At 59.9% G+C, this 15,603-nt stretch carries 18 protein-coding genes; 17 read left to right on the forward strand and 1 reads right to left on the reverse strand.

Annotated elements, in window-relative coordinates:
• Positions 1–34: 34 nt before the first annotated feature.
• The 6 genes from gor to MWU51_RS04170 all read left to right on the forward strand — a co-directional run bounded on the left by gor (position 35) and on the right by MWU51_RS04170 (position 6,572).
• Positions 35–1,414, forward strand: a complete 1,380-nt coding sequence (gor, locus tag MWU51_RS04145) for a glutathione-disulfide reductase (protein ID WP_247034969.1) — start codon at positions 35–37, stop codon at positions 1,412–1,414.
• Between the two features lie 141 nt (positions 1,415–1,555).
• Entirely contained in the window at positions 1,556–2,701 is a 1,146-nt protein-coding gene (hflK, locus tag MWU51_RS04150) for an FtsH protease activity modulator HflK (protein WP_247034971.1), read from the forward strand.
• Positions 2,701–3,570: a protease modulator HflC gene (locus MWU51_RS04155; RefSeq protein ID WP_247034979.1), complete on the forward strand. Its 870-nt coding sequence runs from the start codon at positions 2,701–2,703 to the stop codon at positions 3,568–3,570. The genes hflK and MWU51_RS04155 overlap by 1 nt, the downstream gene beginning before the upstream one ends.
• The gene (locus MWU51_RS04160) at positions 3,570–3,755 is read left to right on the forward strand and encodes a DUF2065 domain-containing protein (RefSeq protein ID WP_247038689.1); all 186 of its coding nucleotides are present in this window, start codon (positions 3,570–3,572) and stop codon (positions 3,753–3,755) included. Before MWU51_RS04155 ends, MWU51_RS04160 begins: the two co-directional genes overlap by 1 nt.
• A 114-nt stretch (positions 3,756–3,869) precedes the next feature.
• Positions 3,870–4,904 carry a fatty acid desaturase gene (locus tag MWU51_RS04165; protein WP_247034981.1) on the forward strand — a complete coding sequence of 345 codons (1,035 nt, stop codon included), beginning with the start codon at positions 3,870–3,872 and terminating at the stop codon, positions 4,902–4,904.
• Between the two features lie 210 nt (positions 4,905–5,114).
• Complete coding sequence (locus MWU51_RS04170; protein ID WP_247038691.1) at positions 5,115–6,572, forward strand: Do family serine endopeptidase; 1,458 nt, start codon at positions 5,115–5,117, stop codon at positions 6,570–6,572.
• A gap of 88 nt (positions 6,573–6,660) precedes the next feature.
• Here MWU51_RS04170 and MWU51_RS04175 read toward each other — a convergent pair whose 3' ends face one another.
• Positions 6,661–6,858: a DUF1127 domain-containing protein gene (locus MWU51_RS04175; protein ID WP_247034982.1), complete on the reverse strand. Its 198-nt coding sequence runs from the start codon at positions 6,856–6,858 to the stop codon at positions 6,661–6,663.
• 373 nt (positions 6,859–7,231) lie between these two features.
• Here MWU51_RS04175 and ruvC point away from each other — a divergent pair, with 373 nt between their 5' ends.
• From ruvC to tolB, 11 genes are all read left to right on the forward strand, one after another.
• Positions 7,232–7,738, forward strand: coding sequence for a crossover junction endodeoxyribonuclease RuvC (ruvC, locus tag MWU51_RS04180; RefSeq protein WP_247034983.1), 507 nt, complete (start codon positions 7,232–7,234; stop codon positions 7,736–7,738).
• Positions 7,735–8,409, forward strand: a complete 675-nt coding sequence (ruvA, locus tag MWU51_RS04185) for a Holliday junction branch migration protein RuvA (protein WP_247034984.1) — start codon at positions 7,735–7,737, stop codon at positions 8,407–8,409. The genes ruvC and ruvA overlap by 4 nt, the downstream gene beginning before the upstream one ends.
• A gap of 35 nt (positions 8,410–8,444) precedes the next feature.
• Positions 8,445–9,494: a Holliday junction branch migration DNA helicase RuvB gene (gene ruvB, locus MWU51_RS04190; protein ID WP_247038693.1), complete on the forward strand. Its 1,050-nt coding sequence runs from the start codon at positions 8,445–8,447 to the stop codon at positions 9,492–9,494.
• A 56-nt stretch (positions 9,495–9,550) separates the two neighbouring features.
• Positions 9,551–10,213, forward strand: a complete 663-nt coding sequence (locus tag MWU51_RS04195) for a hypothetical protein (protein ID WP_247034985.1) — start codon at positions 9,551–9,553, stop codon at positions 10,211–10,213.
• Positions 10,214–10,750 (forward strand): RNA 2',3'-cyclic phosphodiesterase, encoded by a 537-nt coding sequence (thpR, locus tag MWU51_RS04200; protein ID WP_247034986.1) that lies wholly within the window; start codon positions 10,214–10,216, stop codon positions 10,748–10,750. It begins immediately after the preceding gene.
• Positions 10,751–10,777: 27 nt separating this feature from the next.
• Positions 10,778–11,164, forward strand: coding sequence for a tol-pal system-associated acyl-CoA thioesterase (gene ybgC / locus MWU51_RS04205; protein ID WP_247034987.1), 387 nt, complete (start codon positions 10,778–10,780; stop codon positions 11,162–11,164).
• A gap of 110 nt (positions 11,165–11,274) precedes the next feature.
• Positions 11,275–11,970, forward strand: a complete 696-nt coding sequence (tolQ, locus tag MWU51_RS04210; RefSeq protein WP_247034989.1) for a protein TolQ — start codon at positions 11,275–11,277, stop codon at positions 11,968–11,970.
• A gap of 1 nt (position 11,971) precedes the next feature.
• Positions 11,972–12,454, forward strand: a complete 483-nt coding sequence (locus MWU51_RS04215) for an ExbD/TolR family protein (protein WP_247034990.1) — start codon at positions 11,972–11,974, stop codon at positions 12,452–12,454.
• Positions 12,455–12,463: 9 nt separating this feature from the next.
• A complete protein-coding gene (locus MWU51_RS04220) occupies positions 12,464–13,525 on the forward strand; it encodes a hypothetical protein (RefSeq protein WP_247034991.1) in 1,062 nt (353 codons plus the stop codon).
• Positions 13,522–14,238, forward strand: coding sequence for a copper homeostasis protein CutC (locus MWU51_RS04225; RefSeq protein ID WP_247034992.1), 717 nt, complete (start codon positions 13,522–13,524; stop codon positions 14,236–14,238). The genes MWU51_RS04220 and MWU51_RS04225 overlap by 4 nt, the downstream gene beginning before the upstream one ends.
• A 47-nt stretch (positions 14,239–14,285) precedes the next feature.
• Positions 14,286–15,599, forward strand: a complete 1,314-nt coding sequence (gene tolB, locus MWU51_RS04230; RefSeq protein ID WP_247038695.1) for a Tol-Pal system beta propeller repeat protein TolB — start codon at positions 14,286–14,288, stop codon at positions 15,597–15,599.
• Positions 15,600–15,603 lie beyond the last annotated feature (4 nt).

The raw sequence follows: 15,603 nt of genomic DNA on the forward strand, positions 1-15,603 counted from the left end.
GATGATTTGGCCGGGGCAGGAAAGGCGGATAGATATGAGCGGATTTGACTATGATCTCTTCGTGATCGGTGGCGGATCGGGCGGCGTGCGCGCAGGCCGGGTCGCGGCCGAAGGTGGCGCGAAGGTCGCGCTGGCGGAAGAGTTCCGCATGGGTGGCACCTGTGTCATACGGGGCTGTGTGCCGAAAAAGCTGATGGTCTTTGCCTCGCAATACGGTCCCGCTGCCGATGCAGCCCGTGCCTATGGCTGGCAGGGCAACGCACGCGGCGAGTTCGACTGGGCCGGCACCTTCCGTCCAGCGCTGCATGCCGAGTTGGAGCGTTTGGAAGGCATCTATACCAAGAACCTTGGCAACTCGGGCGCCGACATCTTCCACGCGCGGGCCACGATCAAGGATGCTCACACGGTAGTGTTGTCGACGGGCGAGACCTTCTCGGCCAAGCATATTCTTGTGGCAACGGGTGGGCGACCTTTCCTGCCCGACACACCCGGTGCACATGAGTTGGGCATCACCTCGAACGAAGTCTTCAATCTTGACGACTTTCCCAAACGCATCCTTATTGTTGGTGGTGGCTATATCGCCTGTGAATTCGCTTGTGTCTTCAATGGTCTGGGCGCGCATGTTGCCCAATGGTATCGCGGTGCTCAGATTTTGCGCGGCTTTGACGACGAAGTGCGTGGATTTCTGGCCGAACATATTCGCGAGCGCGGTGTCGATCTGCATGTCGGCCTCGAGGTCGAGCGAATGGAGCGTCGCGCCACAGAAGATGGTGATGCGATCTGGGTCAAAGGCACTGACGGACGAGAAGAGATGTTCGATCAGGTGCTGTTTGCCACCGGGCGGGTGCCCAACACCGATGGGCTTGGTCTGGAAGAGGTGGGCGTCAAGTTGGGCCGTGGCGGCGAAGTGGTGGTGGATGACTATAGCCAGTCGACCGTGCCGTCGATTTATGCGGTCGGCGACGTGACGAACCGGATTGCGTTAACGCCGGTCGCGATCCGCGAAGGTATGGCCTTCGTGGAAACCGTGTTCAACGGCAATCCGACCAAGCCCGACCATGAAAACGTCGCCTCGGCGGTGTTCACGCAACCGGAGTACGGAACGGTGGGTCTGTCCGAAGAAGACGCCCGCACACAGGAAAAGATCGATGTCTACAGTGCGGCATTCCGCCCGATGCAGAAAAGTTTCATTGGCGTGAATGAACGGGTTCTGTTCAAGCTGGTGGTCAGTCAGGAAACGCAGAAGGTTCTGGGCTGTCACATCGTCGGCGAAGGGGCCGGCGAGATGATCCAGATGGCCGCTGTTGCGATAAAAATGGGCGCGACCAAGGCTGATTTCGACCGGACCGTGGCGGTTCATCCCACCATGTCGGAAGAGATCGTGCTGATGAAGTCGCCCACACGCAGCGATTAGGCCCCGATAGAGGGTCGAAATGTGAAAGCACAGGAAATTCAACTCAAAACGGGGTGCATCGCATCCCCTTTGCCTTGAAATCCGGCCCGCAAAGGGTCAGGTATGACGACGAAACCATTAACGTGGAAGGAATAGGACCAGATGGCCAGCGATAATGGCGGTCCCTGGGGCGGCGGTGGAAACCGTGGCGGCTCTGGTGGGCGTCCCCCCTCGAACGGTGGCGGCAACCGTGGCGGTAAAGATCAACCGCAAATGCCCGAAATTGATGAGCTGATGAAAAAAGGCCAGGAACAGCTGCGCGTCCTGATGGGCGGCCGTGGCGACAAAGGTCGCAGCGGTGGGAACGGTGGTGGAACTGGCGGGCCCAACTTGGGGCGCGGATCCATCCTGTTGGTGGCGTTGGTTGCAGTTGCAGTCTGGGTCTTTGCGAGCTTCTATCGCGTGGACACGTCAGAGCAATCAGTCGAACTTCTGTTCGGCGAGCGCTACGGCGTTGGCCAGGAAGGTCTGAACTTTGCACCCTGGCCGATTGTCACCAAGGAAATCTATCCTGTGACGCGAGAGAACGTGATCAACATCGGTGATGGGCCCAATGAAGGGCTGATGCTGACCGGGGACGAAAACATCGTCGATATCGACTATCAGGTGGTCTGGAACATCTCTGACCTAGAGAAGTTCGTCTTTAACCTTGCCGATCCGGAAAACACCATTCGGGCGGTATCGGAATCGGCGATGCGCGAGATCGTCGCGCGGTCTCGTTTGGCGCCGATCCTGACCTCGGATCGTGGTATCATCCAGCAGGATCTTGAGGAGCTCATCCAGTCGACCCTGGATGGGTATCAATCGGGCGTGAACATCGTTCGTGTGAACTTTGATAAGGCTGACCCGCCCGAGGACGTGATCGACAGTTTCCGCGAAGTGCAGGCTGCCGAACAGACTCGCGACACTTTGCAGAAACAAGCGGATGCTTATGCCAACCGCGTGGTTGCAGCGGCACGTGGTGAAGCCGCACAGCTTCTGGAAGAGGCCGAAGGTTATCGTGCCCGCGTGGTGAACGAGGCTGAAGGTGAAGCCGCCCGATTCATCGCGGTCTACGATGAATTCGCGAAGGCTCCGGATATCACGCGAAAGCGTCTGTATCTTGAAACGATCGAGAAAGTGATGCGCAGCGTGGACAAGGTGATCCTTGACGACGGCGTGGGTGGCGAAGGGGGCGTGGTGCCCTACCTGCCGCTGAATGAATTGACGCGCAAACCGGCGCAAACGACGGACGGGGGGGCGAACTGATGAAACGCACTCAAATATTCCTTGTCGCCGTTGTGGCGCTTTTGTTTGGCGCTTTGCAGGCTGTCTATATCGTCGATGAGCGCGAAACGGCGCTTCGGCTGTGGTTTGGTGAAGTGCAGGCTGAAATCACCGATCCGGGCCTGTATTTCAAAATCCCTGTGCTGCACGAGATCGTTAAGTATGACGGTCGGATCTTGCCCTTGGAAACCAGCAAACTTGAAGTCACTCCTGCGGACAGCCGGCGGCTTGAAGTGGACGCCTTCGCGCGTTGGCGCATTCATGATGCCAAGCAGTTCCGCCGTGCGGTCGGAGCAAGTGCGATTGCCGGGGCACAGCCGCGCCTTGAACGGATCCTGAACGCAGAGTTGCGTGAGGTTCTGGGTAAAGTGAACTCGGATGCGGTTCTGTCCGCTGACCGGGTTCTGCTGATGAACCAGATCCGTGATCAGGCGCGCACGCAGGCGATGTCTCTTGGCGTTGAAATCATTGACGTGCGTATCAAGCGCGCCGATCTTCCCAAGCAAAACCTTGAAGCGACCTTTGAGCGGATGCGAGCGGAACGCCAGCGTCTGGCAGCGGACCAGATCGCACGCGGTAACGAAGCTGCACAACGTTTGCGGGCAACCGCAGACCGGACCGTGGTCGAAACCGTGTCAGAAGCACGCAAGCAAGCCCAGATCATTCGCGGTGAAGCCGATGCTCGTCGCAATGGTATCCTTGCCGAAGCGCTGGGCCGGGACACCGAATTCTATGCCTTCCTGCGATCGCTGGAAGCCTATGAGAATTCGTTGGTTGGTGGCAATTCGTCTATGGTTATCTCGCCGGACAGCGAATTCTTCGACTATCTGAAATCGGATACTGGCCGGTGATCTCGACGATTGTGTTCGGGATCGGGCTTGTGCTCGTGATCGAGGGGCTGGTGTTCGCACTGGCCCCTTCGCGTTTGGACGATCTTGTGGCGATGATGGCCGCAATGTCACGCGACCAGCGACGTCTTGTCGGGCTTTTGGCGCTGGCTTTAGGCGTTGTGCTGGTTTGGTTGTCACGTGGATAATCTGACGCTAATCACCGCTCTCGTCCTGCGTGTCACTTTGTCCGTATCGCATAATTTGCTTGCTATGTGGGGCAAGTTGTTTATCGGTGCCCGAGTTCTTTACAAAGCAGGCCCATGAAACATACTCCAGACTTTCCGCAATCATCTGATAACGCAAAATCCGCGAAAGACTGGGTGAAGACCTTGGCTGCCTATCGCGAACCAAACCAGTGGCGCAGCGCGTTTGAACTGGCGGTTAGCATTGGGCCATTCATTCTTTTGTGGGTGCTGGCGTGGCTGTCGATGTCAATCAGCCTTTGGCTGACCCTTGCGATTTCAGTCGTCAATGCCTTGTTCCTGCTGCGCCTGTTTACCATTCAGCACGATTGCGGTCATGGATCGTTTTTCAAACAACGCGCGCTCAGCGATTGGGTTGGCCGAATGATCGGGGTTCTGACCCTGACACCCTATGCGGTTTGGCGGCGCACACATTCCATACACCACAGTTCGGCGGGCAATCTGGGTAAACGTGGGATCGGGGATATCGTGACCCTGACGGTGGAAGAATATAACGCCCTGTCGCGGTTCGAGCGTCTGAGGTATCGGCTTTACCGCAATCCAATCGTTCTGTTCGGTTTCGGTCCCGGTTATCTGTTTCTACTGCAAAACCGCGTGCCATTGGGGCTGATGAACAGCGCGCGATATTGGATCAGTGCGATGGGCACCAATCTGGCCATCGTCGCGGCGCTTGTCGCGATCTGGTATTTTGGCGGTTTCTCGGCCCTTCTGTTGATCTTTTTGCCCACCACCATTTTGGCCGCGACGGCTGGTATGTGGCTGTTTTACGTTCAACACCAGTTTGAAGACACCCACTGGAGCACCGAAGAAGACTGGCAATTGCATGATGCCGCCCTTGAGGGCAGCTCGCATTACATCATGCCGCCCGTGCTTCAATGGTTCAGCGCCAATATTGGTATTCATCACGTACATCACCTTTATAGCCGCATTCCCTTTTATCGCTTGACTGAAGTCTTGCGCGACCATGCGGAACTGGCACAGGCCAACCGCATGACCATTGCCGAAAGCCTGTCCTGCGCTCGTCTGCATCTGTGGGACGCGAACAGCAAGCAGTTGCTCTCCTTCGCTCAGGCCCGTGCAATTTATGGCTAGCTGCGGCGTAGCACTCTACCATTTGTGTGCAATATTGCCTGTCACATGGCATTACGCGCGTTCACATGGCAGTGAATACTGTTCAGGAACTTTGCGTTGCACTTTAAACTCCCTATCTAGAGACTATTCGTTAGCGGGCCGAGGCCCGAAACTGTTTCTTGAAAGGAGAGAGGTGTGAAAGTGCAGGCAATTTCCCCCGACCATAATCAAATGCGGGGCATGCGCGCTTTTGTGGGGCTGATCATGGCGTTGGTTGTGGTTCTTGCGACGGGCATGCGGGCCGAGGCGCGCGGCGCCCCCGACAGCTTTGCCGATCTGGCCGAACAGGTCAGCCCGGCGGTGGTGAACATCACAACATCAACCATTGTTGCGCAACGAACCGGCAATCAGCCGATGATCCCCGAAGGCAGCCCGTTCGAAGATTTCTTTCGCGACTTTCTGGATCGAAACCAACCCGGTGGCCCAAACGGCAATGACAACGCGCCGCGCCAGCGTCGCAGCCAGGCACTCGGCTCGGGTTTCGTGATTTCCGAAAACGGGTTCATCGTGACCAACAACCACGTCATCGAAGGCGCGGACGAGATCTTAATCGAATTTTTCAACGGTGGCGGAGAGCTCCCCGCCAAGGTAATCGGCACCGACCCCAATACCGACATTGCAGTCCTGAAGGTCGAAAGCGACAAACCGCTGCCCTTCGTCACCTTTGGTGACAGCGACATCATGCGCGTGGGCGACTGGGTGATGGCAGTCGGCAACCCCCTGGGGCAGGGCTTCTCGGTTTCTGCCGGGATCGTGTCGCAGCGCAATCGCGAACTGTCAGGTGCCTATGACGATTACATCCAGACCGATGCCGCCATCAACCGGGGCAACTCGGGCGGGCCGCTGTTCAATATGGACGGCGAAGTGGTCGGTGTGAACACGGCAATCCTCAGCCCCAATGGCGGCTCGATCGGGATCGGGTTTGCGATGTCGTCTGCGGTTGTGAAGCGCGTGGTAGACCAGTTGAAAGAGTTCGGCGAAACGCGTCGTGGCTGGCTGGGTGTACGCATTCAGGACATCACCGATGATATTGCCGAGGCGATGGGCCTTGAAAGCACCAATGGTGCGTTGATCACCGATGTGCCGGACGGCCCGGCCAAGGATGCAGGTATTCTGCCCAACGACATCATTCTGTCTTTTGACGGCACCGAGGTGACGGACACACGCGAACTTGTGCGCATCGTTGGAAATGCGCCAGTTGGCAAAGCTGTGCGCGTGGTCATTCTGCGCGAAGGTCAGACCGAGACGCTGAAAATCACGTTAGGTCGTCGCGAGGATGCCTCTGCCGCGTCTGGTGACGCGCCCGGCGAAGACACGCCCGAAGCACCTGCAGAAGGTAAAGTTCTGGGCATGACATTGGGTGAGCTGGACGACATCCGCCGCGAGGATCTTGGCTTGCCGCCAGCCGCCGAAGGTCTGGTTGTGCTGGATATCGACGAGGACAGCGAGGCCTTTGAAAAAGGCATTCGGGCAGGCGATGTTGTGGCTGAAGCCGGGCAGGAGGCCGTCAATTCGATCGATGGGCTGCAAGCACGGCTCGACGCTGCCAAAGACGGAGGCCGCAAGTCGGTGCTGCTTTTGGTGCGTCGTGACGACATCCCGCGTTTCGTCGCACTGACGCTGGAATAAGCGCTCAAAGTAAACCCCGCACAGCGCAAGGCTGGGCGGGGTGGCAAGCCCGCGCCGGATACGCGCGGGCTTTTTCGTGTTGGTGATCTTAAAGCGAAGAGATGTCGCTGCGGCACAGGCCGATATCGTCAAGCTCGCGGTCGCTCAGCTTTGCCAATGCGTTCCGGGTCATGCGTGTGTCATTCCATGCGGTGACGGAAGCAACGATATTGCGGACCGCAGTGGACAAACGGCCGCCGAAGGACGCACCGTTAACAGGGATGTATGTCGTTTCGAAAGCAGCCATTTTTCTGATCCTTCTCGGTTTGATGACGGCAATATTCATGTTTGCGTTGGCGGGCATCTAGGCCCGATTATCCGGGGCGGCAAGATCACAAATTGCATGACTCATATGCGTTTTCTGCATGGGGTCGTTATTGGGATATGCGGAGTCGAAAACAGGCTGAATCAGCAGCCAAACGACCCGCGACATTCTGTCCGGCGGTGCGAAATGTGGCGTGAAAGCCTCAGTTTTCCAACCGTGCTTCATTCGCCAAAGGAATCACCTGCGATGCAATTGCGTCTGGTGCGTGTTCTCGTTTCGTGCTAGTTCAGATTGCAACAAGAGCGCCGCGCAAACGGGCGAGCGACCAGTCAGAGCAGACAGGGCAGGATAATATATGCGCGTAATTGGCATTGATCCAGGGCTTCGGAACCTTGGCTGGGGTGTGATTGACACTGATGGCACGCGGATGTCGCATGTGGCCAACGGGGTATGCCATTCACGCACTGGCGACTTGGCCTCGCGCCTGTTGTCGCTTTACGACCAACTGTCCGACGTGATGGCGGAATACGCGCCTGAAACTGCGGCCGTGGAACAGACTTTCGTAAACAAGGACGCCGTTGCCACATTGAAGCTGGGGCAAGCGCGGGGAATTGCCTTGTTGGTGCCTGCAAAAGCCGGGCTTCCCATCGGGGAATACGCGCCCAATGCAGTGAAGAAGGCTGTGGTGGGGGTCGGGCATGCCGATAAGGTGCAGGTAGAGCACATGGTCAAGATGCAATTGCCCGGCGTGCAGATCAAAGGGGCCGATGCCGCTGATGCGTTGGCCATCGCGATTTGCCATGCCTTTCACGCCCAGAATGCGGGTCGTCTGGAAGCTGCGCTTAGAAAGGCCTCGGCATGATTGGTAAAATCGCAGGACGTCTGGATTACCGTGCCGATGATCATGTTCTGATCGACGTGCGCGGCGTGGGTTATCTGGTCTATGTCTCGGACCGCACCATGGCCAGCTTGCCGGGTCCGGGTGAGGCGGTCGCGCTGTATACCGAGCTTTTGGTGCGCGAGGACAATCTGCAACTGTTCGGTTTCACCACTCTTGTTGAAAAGGAATGGCATAGATTGTTGACCAGCGTGCAGGGCATCGGCGCAAAAGCCTCGATGTCGATCCTCAGCACACTGGGGCCGGACGGGGTCAGCCGCGCGATTGCGTTGGGGGATTGGAACGCGGTGAAGGCCGCCAAGGGGCTTGGCCCCAAAACGGCGCAGCGCGTGGTCAACGAACTCAAAGACAAAGCGGCGTCGGTGATGGCGCTGTCAGGGCATGCTTCGGTCGCCACAGGCGCTCCCGCGACGGTTGATGCGGTAATTGAGCCTGCGACGCCCTCTGCCCCGGTTGCGCCCACGCCATCAGGCAACGCCGCCGCTCAGTCCGAAGCCTTGTCAGCCCTAACCAACCTTGGCTACGCGCCGGGCGAAGCGGCATCTGCCGTGGCACAGGCCTTGGGCGAGGATGCGGCGCTGGACACCTCCGGCCTGATCCGCGCCGCGCTGAAACTTCTTGCGCCCAAAGGGTAGGGGGCTAGAAAGAATCCATGACCGCCTCTGACCCCCTGAACGCTCCGGACCCGACGCTGCGCCCCGCGCCGCGCCCGGAGGACGCGGAAGATACCAACCGCGCCCTACGTCCGCAAACGCTGGTCGATTTCATCGGGCAGGCCGAGGCGCGGGCCAATCTGCGCATCTTCATCGAAAGTGCGCGCAAGCGTGGCGAGGCGATGGACCATGTGCTGTTTCATGGCCCTCCGGGGCTTGGCAAAACCACGTTGGCCCAGATCATGGCGCGTGAATTGGGAGTGAACTTCCGCATGACCTCTGGCCCGGTGCTCGCCAAGGCCGGCGATCTGGCGGCGATCCTGACCAATCTGGAAGCCAATGACGTGTTGTTCATTGACGAAATTCACAGGCTCAATCCGGTGGTCGAGGAAGTGCTTTATCCCGCGCTGGAAGATTTCGAACTGGATCTGGTGATCGGCGAAGGGCCTGCGGCCCGCACCGTGCGGATCGAATTACAACCCTTCACGCTGGTCGGGGCAACGACGCGGTTGGGCCTTCTGACCACGCCGCTGCGCGATCGCTTCGGTATTCCTGTGCGGCTGCAATTTTATTCGGTCGATGAGTTGCACGAGATCGTGACCCGCAACGCCGTCAAACTGGGCGCACCTGCCGACGAAGATGGCGCGCGCGAGATTGCCAAACGCGCTCGTGGCACACCGCGCATCGCCGGGCGGCTGTTGCGCCGCGTCGTTGATTTCGCGGTGGTCGAAGGCGACGGGCGGATCACCCGCGACCTCGCCGACAACGCGCTGACGCGCTTGGGCGTTGATCATCTGGGGTTGGACGGAGCGGATCGGCGCTATCTTGGCTTGATGGCAGAGCACTACGGCGGTGGCCCGGTGGGCATAGAAACCCTGTCCGCCGCTCTGTCCGAAAGCCGCGATGCGCTGGAAGAAGTGATCGAGCCGTTCCTTTTGCAACAAGGCTTGATCCAACGCACCCCGCGCGGTCGCATGCTGGGCCAGATTGCATGGCGACATCTCGGACTGACTGCCCCCGTTTCTCAACCGCGCGGTGCGGGACAAGGACAGCTTTTCGAAGGTTAGCCCTTGAAACGCGCGTCCATTTGCGGGACATCACCCCGCAGATCAGGAGACGCCAGATGACCGCCCCCCTTATGACCCCCGAAGACGTGACCGCGCATTTCACCCGCGCAAATGGTGACTTCACCTTCGCCCGCTGGGGCCGCCCCATCGTGCCGGTTGTGTTCGGTGTCGAAGACGCCACGCTTGAGGTCGTCAAAGGCGCGATCGAGGCGGTGGTGACGCTGGCCGGTCACAAGATGGCCGAGACTGACCCGGAACTGGGCGCGAACCTGATGGTGTTCTTCTTCCGCGACTGGGACGAGTTGCTGGAGGTGCCAAAACTGGGCGAGATGATCCCCGGATTGGAGCCGCTGGTGGCCCGGCTGAAAGCGGAAAGCGCCACCCAATACCGGGCCTTCCGGTTCGACAAAGACAACGCCATTCAAGCCTGTTTCACCTTTGTCTGCATGCAAGGCGCGATGGCCGCTCAGCCGGCCGAGACGCTGGCGCTGACCCAAGCTGTGCAAGCGATCCTGCTGTGGGGTGAAGGGGCGTTTTCGACCAAAAGCCCGCTTGCACTGCTGCCTGATGGCCAGACCATCCTGCGCCCGGAAATCGCCGCGCTGATTGCGGCAGCCTATGATCCGATGCTGCCCGTGGCGGCAGATGATGCGTCACATGCGCTCAGAATCTTTGCGCGGATGCAGGTGGGTGGTCCCGCTGCCACCACATTGCACTAAATGCGCTGCTTTCTGGCCCTTCCCGTGCCGGACGATCTGGCCGCGCAACTCGCCGGGGTTGCGAGCCGGCTCAAGGTCGGGCGACCACTACCTGAGGAAAACATCCACCTGACGCTGGTGTTTCTGGATGAACAACCACTCGACGCGCTCGAAGACCTGAACGCGGAGTTAGAGGTCTTGCACGCTCCGCCCGCGACCGTTGATCTGGCGGGGCTGACGACCATGGGCGGGGCCGTGCCATCCGTTCTGGCGATAAAGGCCGATGGTGTGGACGCGCTGCACAAACAGGTGCGACAGGCGGTGCGCCGCGCCGGGATCACATTGCCCCATCGGCGGTTTCGCGGGCATGTGACGCTGGCCCGTCTGCCCCGCTCGCCCACGGCCAATGACATGTCCGCGTTGGGCCGTGCGCTGGAAGCCCACGGCGCGATCCGATATCCGACCGTAACGCTCGACACCCTATCGCTTTATCGGTCTGACCTGCGCCCGGAAGGCCCGCGATATGAGCGGTTGGCAGACTATCCCCTTCGCGGCTAGGGTCGGGGCGAGCAAAACCACGAGGCCTTGATGCACCACTTCCCTATCCGCGTTTACTATGAAGACACCGACATGGCCGGGATCGTCTATTACGCCAATTACCTGCGCTATATCGAACGCGCGCGGTCCGATTGGGTGCGCGAGATCGGGGTTGACCAGAACGCGATGCGCGAAGACGGGCTGGTGTTCGCGGTGCGCCGGGTCGAAGCGGACTATCTGTCATCGGCGCGTTTTGACGAAGAGTTGCAGGTTGAAACATCTGTTCAGCAGGTCACAGGCGCGCGGCTTGTGATGGAGCAGGTGGTCAAACGCGGCGAAGAGCGTTTGTTTGAAGCCCTTGTCACCATCGTCTGCGTGTCGGACACCGGCCAACCCGCCCGGCTTCCGGCAAATATCCGCCGTTTGGTCCACTGACCCCACGACTTTCATGCCGATGACGCGGTTTTGATGGCATTCCCCGTGGCAATCCGCTATGAAACGTGCAGATAAGCTGCCCAAAGAGGTGGCGGTACAGAGGCAGACATATGGAAACGGAAACGCTTCAGGCGGCGGCGGAGATCGATTTCTCCTTCTTCGCTCTTTTTCTTCGCGCGACATTCACGGTCAAGCTGGTGATGCTGCTTTTGATTGCAGCCTCCATCTGGTCGTGGGCAATCATCATTACAAAACATATGGCCTTTCGCCGTGCCCGCACGGACGCCGAGGCTTTCGACCGCAAGTTCTGGTCGGGTGAACCATTGGACGAGCTGTTTGACCAGATCGGCCCAACGCCCGAGGGATCGGCGGAAAAGGTCTTTTCCTCCGGCATGCTGGAATGGCGGCGCAGTCACCGCGCCGATGGCGGGCTGATCGCCAACGCACAATCGCGCATTGACCGGTCGATGGACGTGGCGATTGCAAAACAAGGCGAAGAACTGAACAAGGGGCTGAGCTTTCTGGCAACTGTTGCGTCGACCGCGCCTTTCGTGGGTCTGTTCGGTACCGTCTGGGGCATCATGCACGCCTTTGTCGAGATTGCGCAGCAGCAAAACACCAACCTGGCCGTTGTCGCCCCTGGTATTGCCGAGGCGCTTCTGGCCACCGGTCTGGGCCTTCTGGCCGCCATTCCGGCGGCTGTGTTTTACAACAAGCTAAGCGTGGACAGCGACAATATCCTTGCGGGCTATGAAGCCTTCGCGGACGAGTTCGCCACCATCCTCAGCCGTCAGCTGGACAGCTGATATGGCTGCTGGTGTGCAACAAAGCGGGGGTGCGGATCGCCGCGCCCGGCGCGGGCGGCGTCGCGGCAAGCATCGCCGCGTGATGGCCGAGATCAACATTACACCGTTCGTGGACGTAATGCTGGTGCTGCTGATCATCTTCATGGTCGCGGCACCCTTGATGGTTGTCGGTGTGCCGGTGGAACTGTCCAAGACCGCCGCCAAATCGCTGGATGCGCCCGAGGAAGAACCGCTGGCGATCACCATTACCGAAGAAGGTCAGATTTTTCTGCAAACCACCGAGATTGCGCGCGATGAGCTGATCACCAAGCTGCGCGCGGTGGCCGCTGAACGCTCGGACAACAAGGTGTTTCTGCGCGCGGATGGGCAGGTTGCATGGGACGCGATTGCCCAAATCATGGGTGCGCTGAACGCGGCTGGCTTCACCTCGATCGGGTTTGTGACCGAAGGTGGCGGGCCAAGTCTGACCGGCACGGACAACTAGGGCAGGGTCATGCGCAGAGGTCTTTACATCTCGGCATCTGTTCACGGGATCCTGATCCTGTGGGTGCTTTTCGGCGGGGCTTTCAACTGGTCCAGAGACGAAGAGCTTGTGCAGGTGTCCGATGTCTCGATCATCTCGGAAGACGAATTTGCGGCGTTAAGTGCGCCGCGTGGCGAGGCCGCGACAGAAGGCGACACGCCCCCCGCACCGCGCCCGACGCCCGAGCCTGCGCCAGAACCAGCCCCCGAACCGGAACCCGCACCAGAGCCGGAGCCGGCCCCTGAACCCGAACCCGCGCCTGAACCTGAACCCGAGCCGGAACCCGTCCCCGAGCCGGAAACGGCCCCCCCCGCGCCCGCGCCGCGCGTAGCCCCGACCCCTGCGCCGGAACCCGAAACGCCGGTTGAGGAAGCACCCGAGGTGGTTGAAGCACCAGAGCCGTCGCCCGAGCCGACACCAGAGCCCCTGCCCGAGGAAGTTACGCCGACCGCACCGCCTGAGGCATCGACTGAAATCGTGACCGAGGCTGAAGAGCTGGTGGAAGATCCATCGCTGGCCCCCGCGACCTCGTCGCGCCCCAAAACACGCCCAAGCCGCCCCGCGCCCGTGGAAACAGCGGAACCGGAAACGCCGGTCGAGACGCCCACCGAAGCCCCGACACCTGCCAACAACGCCGCCGCAGTGGCCGCTGCCGTGGCGGATCAGGTCGCGGGCGGTGAAACCGATACGCCCACGCAGGATGTGCCAGAAGGCCCGCCACTTACCCGAGGCGAAAAGGACGGGTTGCGCGTGGCGGTCAGCCGCTGCTGGAACCTTGGGTCAAGCTCGACCGATGCGATGTCCACAACAGTGGTTGTTATGGTCGCAATGAGCCGCGATGGAAGGCCTGAAAACATCCGGATGGATTCTTGGGAAGGCCCGTCCGAGGCCGCAGCGAACACGGCATTCCAAGCGGCCCGGCGCGCGATAATCCGCTGCGGTGCAAATGGGTTTGACCTGCCCGCCGAGAAATATGGCCAGTGGCAGGACATTGAAATGACCTTCAATCCTGAGAACATGAGGATCAAATGACGCCTCGGACGCTCGAAATATGTGTCGACACCATCGACGGGGCCATCGCAGCACAAGTCGGCGGTGCTGATCGGATCGAGCTGTGCGCGGCGCTGTCTGAAGGCGGGCTGACACCTACTGCTGGGCTGATGGTGGCTGCATCGCGGCTGGATGTGCCGTGCTATGCGATGATCCGTCCACGCTCGGGCTTGTTTGTTTATTCTGAGGCCGATGTGCAAGTGATGCTGGATGACATCGCAGCGGTGAAAGAGGCTGATCTGGCCGGAGTGGTGCTTGGGGCGCAAAAGCTCGATGGCACGTTGGATACCGCTGTGCTTGGCCGCTTGTTGGCCGCTGCCGAAGGTTTGGGCGCAACACTCCATCGGGTGATCGACGTCGTGCCGGACCCACTGGCCGCGCTGGATCAAGCCATTGCGCTTGGGTTCGAGCGTGTGTTGACCTCAGGCGGGGCATTGGCAGCCGTGGATGGGGCAGAAAAGATCCGTGCTATGGTCCGTCACGCCGCCGGGCGTATCGCCATCATGCCAGGCAGCGGGCTGACAGAAGACAATATATCTGATTTCGTGGCGCAGACAGGTGTTCATGAGGTTCATGCCTCCTGCGCTGTGGCGGTAACGGGAGAGGAGAGTTTTTCAAATTTCTCCCCTGCCGGTGGCCGCAAGGAAACGTGTAAGAACCGGGTGAAACAAATGAAGAGGGAATTGGTCGGATGAGCGTGAAACTCAAGAAACTGATCCTCGGACGATCGATCGGGGCGGTCATGGCCGTTCTGATCGCCATGACCATAAGCGTTCTGGGGCTGGCACGTCCGGCCCAGGCGCAAGGGCCGTTGCGGATCGAAATCACCGATGGCGTGATCGAACCCTTGCCCTTTGCGGTGCCTGATTTTCAGGCCGAGAACGGGGCGGCGGCGGAATATGCACGCTCCATCGCGCGAGTGGTCGCGGCGGATCTGGCAGGGACCGGGCTGTTTCGGGAAATCCCGGCAGACGCGTTCGTGTCGGGCATCACCAGCTTTGCAAGCCCCGTTGCCTATGCGGATTGGAAGGCGATCAATGCGCAAGCACTGATCACCGGGGCCGTATCGGCGTCCGGCGACAGTCTGAACGTGAAGTTCCGGGTCTATGACGTGTTTTCCGGCCAACCGCTGGGCGAAGGACTGCAGTTTTCGGGCGCGATCAGTTCGTGGCGACGGGTGGCCCACAAGGTCGCTGACATCGTTTACAGCCGTATCACCGGCGAAAGCGGGTATTTCGACAGCCGCGTGGTGTTTGTCGCTGAAACCGGCCCGAAGAACGCCAAACGCAAGCGACTGGCGGTCATGGATTACGACGGGGCGAATGTGCAGTATCTGACCGATAGTTCGGCACTGGTGCTGGCTCCAAGGTTCTCGCCCACTGGCGACAAGGTGCTTTACACCAGTTATGAGACTGGCTTCCCGCAGGTCTATGTGCTGGATGTGGCCACGGTTGGGCGTCAGGCTCTGTCGCAGCAGCAAGGCACGATGACCTTTGCGCCGCGCTTTTCGCCCGATGGCCGGACGATTGTCTATTCGCTGTCGGCAGGCGGCAACACGGACATCTATGCGATGGACATCAATGGTGGCAATCCACGTCGCCTAACCTCGACCCCGTCGATCGAAACGGCTCCCAGCTTCTCGCCCGATGGCAGCCAGATCGTTTTTGAAAGCGACCGCTCGGGCACGCCGCAGCTTTATGTCATGCCCGCGGGCGGGGGCGAGGCGACGCGGATCAGCTTCGGGCAGGGCCGCTATGGCACCCCGGTCTGGTCGCCGCGGGGCGATCTGATCGCCTTCACCAAGCAAAACGCGGGCCGGTTCCATATCGGTGTCATGCGCACGGACGGATCCGAAGAACGTCTGTTGACCGCTTCCTTCCTGGATGAAGGGCCAACCTGGGCGCCGAATGGACGTGTGATCATGTTCACCCGTGAAAGCCAAGGGGCGTCTGGCGCACCATCGCTGTATTCTGTCGACATCTCGGGCCGCAACCTGCGCCGGGTGGTGACAGAAGGCGCGGCGTCTGACCCCGCATGGTCGCCGCTTTTGAAATAAGCGC

This window comes from Aliiroseovarius sp. F47248L (assembly GCF_023016085.1).
Taxonomy (GTDB): Bacteria; Pseudomonadota; Alphaproteobacteria; order Rhodobacterales; family Rhodobacteraceae; genus Aliiroseovarius.

What these genes read in the sequence shown, in the direction of transcription:
- gor (WP_247034969.1), top strand. Translation starts at nt 35, where the DNA reads ATGAGCGGATTTGACTATGATCTCTTCGTGATCGGTGGCGGATCGGGC.
- hflK (WP_247034971.1), top strand. Translation starts at nt 1,556, where the DNA reads ATGGCCAGCGATAATGGCGGTCCCTGGGGCGGCGGTGGAAACCGTGGC.
- MWU51_RS04155 (WP_247034979.1), top strand. Translation starts at nt 2,701, where the DNA reads ATGAAACGCACTCAAATATTCCTTGTCGCCGTTGTGGCGCTTTTGTTT.
- MWU51_RS04165 (WP_247034981.1), top strand. Translation starts at nt 3,870, where the DNA reads ATGAAACATACTCCAGACTTTCCGCAATCATCTGATAACGCAAAATCC.
- MWU51_RS04170 (WP_247038691.1), top strand. Translation starts at nt 5,115, where the DNA reads ATGCGGGGCATGCGCGCTTTTGTGGGGCTGATCATGGCGTTGGTTGTG.
- MWU51_RS04175 (WP_247034982.1), bottom strand. Translation starts at nt 6,858, where the DNA reads ATGGCTGCTTTCGAAACGACATACATCCCTGTTAACGGTGCGTCCTTC.
- ruvC (WP_247034983.1), top strand. Translation starts at nt 7,232, where the DNA reads ATGCGCGTAATTGGCATTGATCCAGGGCTTCGGAACCTTGGCTGGGGT.
- ruvA (WP_247034984.1), top strand. Translation starts at nt 7,735, where the DNA reads ATGATTGGTAAAATCGCAGGACGTCTGGATTACCGTGCCGATGATCAT.
- MWU51_RS04195 (WP_247034985.1), top strand. Translation starts at nt 9,551, where the DNA reads ATGACCGCCCCCCTTATGACCCCCGAAGACGTGACCGCGCATTTCACC.
- thpR (WP_247034986.1), top strand. Translation starts at nt 10,214, where the DNA reads ATGCGCTGCTTTCTGGCCCTTCCCGTGCCGGACGATCTGGCCGCGCAA.
- tolQ (WP_247034989.1), top strand. Translation starts at nt 11,275, where the DNA reads ATGGAAACGGAAACGCTTCAGGCGGCGGCGGAGATCGATTTCTCCTTC.
- MWU51_RS04215 (WP_247034990.1), top strand. Translation starts at nt 11,972, where the DNA reads ATGGCTGCTGGTGTGCAACAAAGCGGGGGTGCGGATCGCCGCGCCCGG.
- MWU51_RS04220 (WP_247034991.1), top strand. Translation starts at nt 12,464, where the DNA reads ATGCGCAGAGGTCTTTACATCTCGGCATCTGTTCACGGGATCCTGATC.
- MWU51_RS04225 (WP_247034992.1), top strand. Translation starts at nt 13,522, where the DNA reads ATGACGCCTCGGACGCTCGAAATATGTGTCGACACCATCGACGGGGCC.
- tolB (WP_247038695.1), top strand. Translation starts at nt 14,286, where the DNA reads ATGGCCGTTCTGATCGCCATGACCATAAGCGTTCTGGGGCTGGCACGT.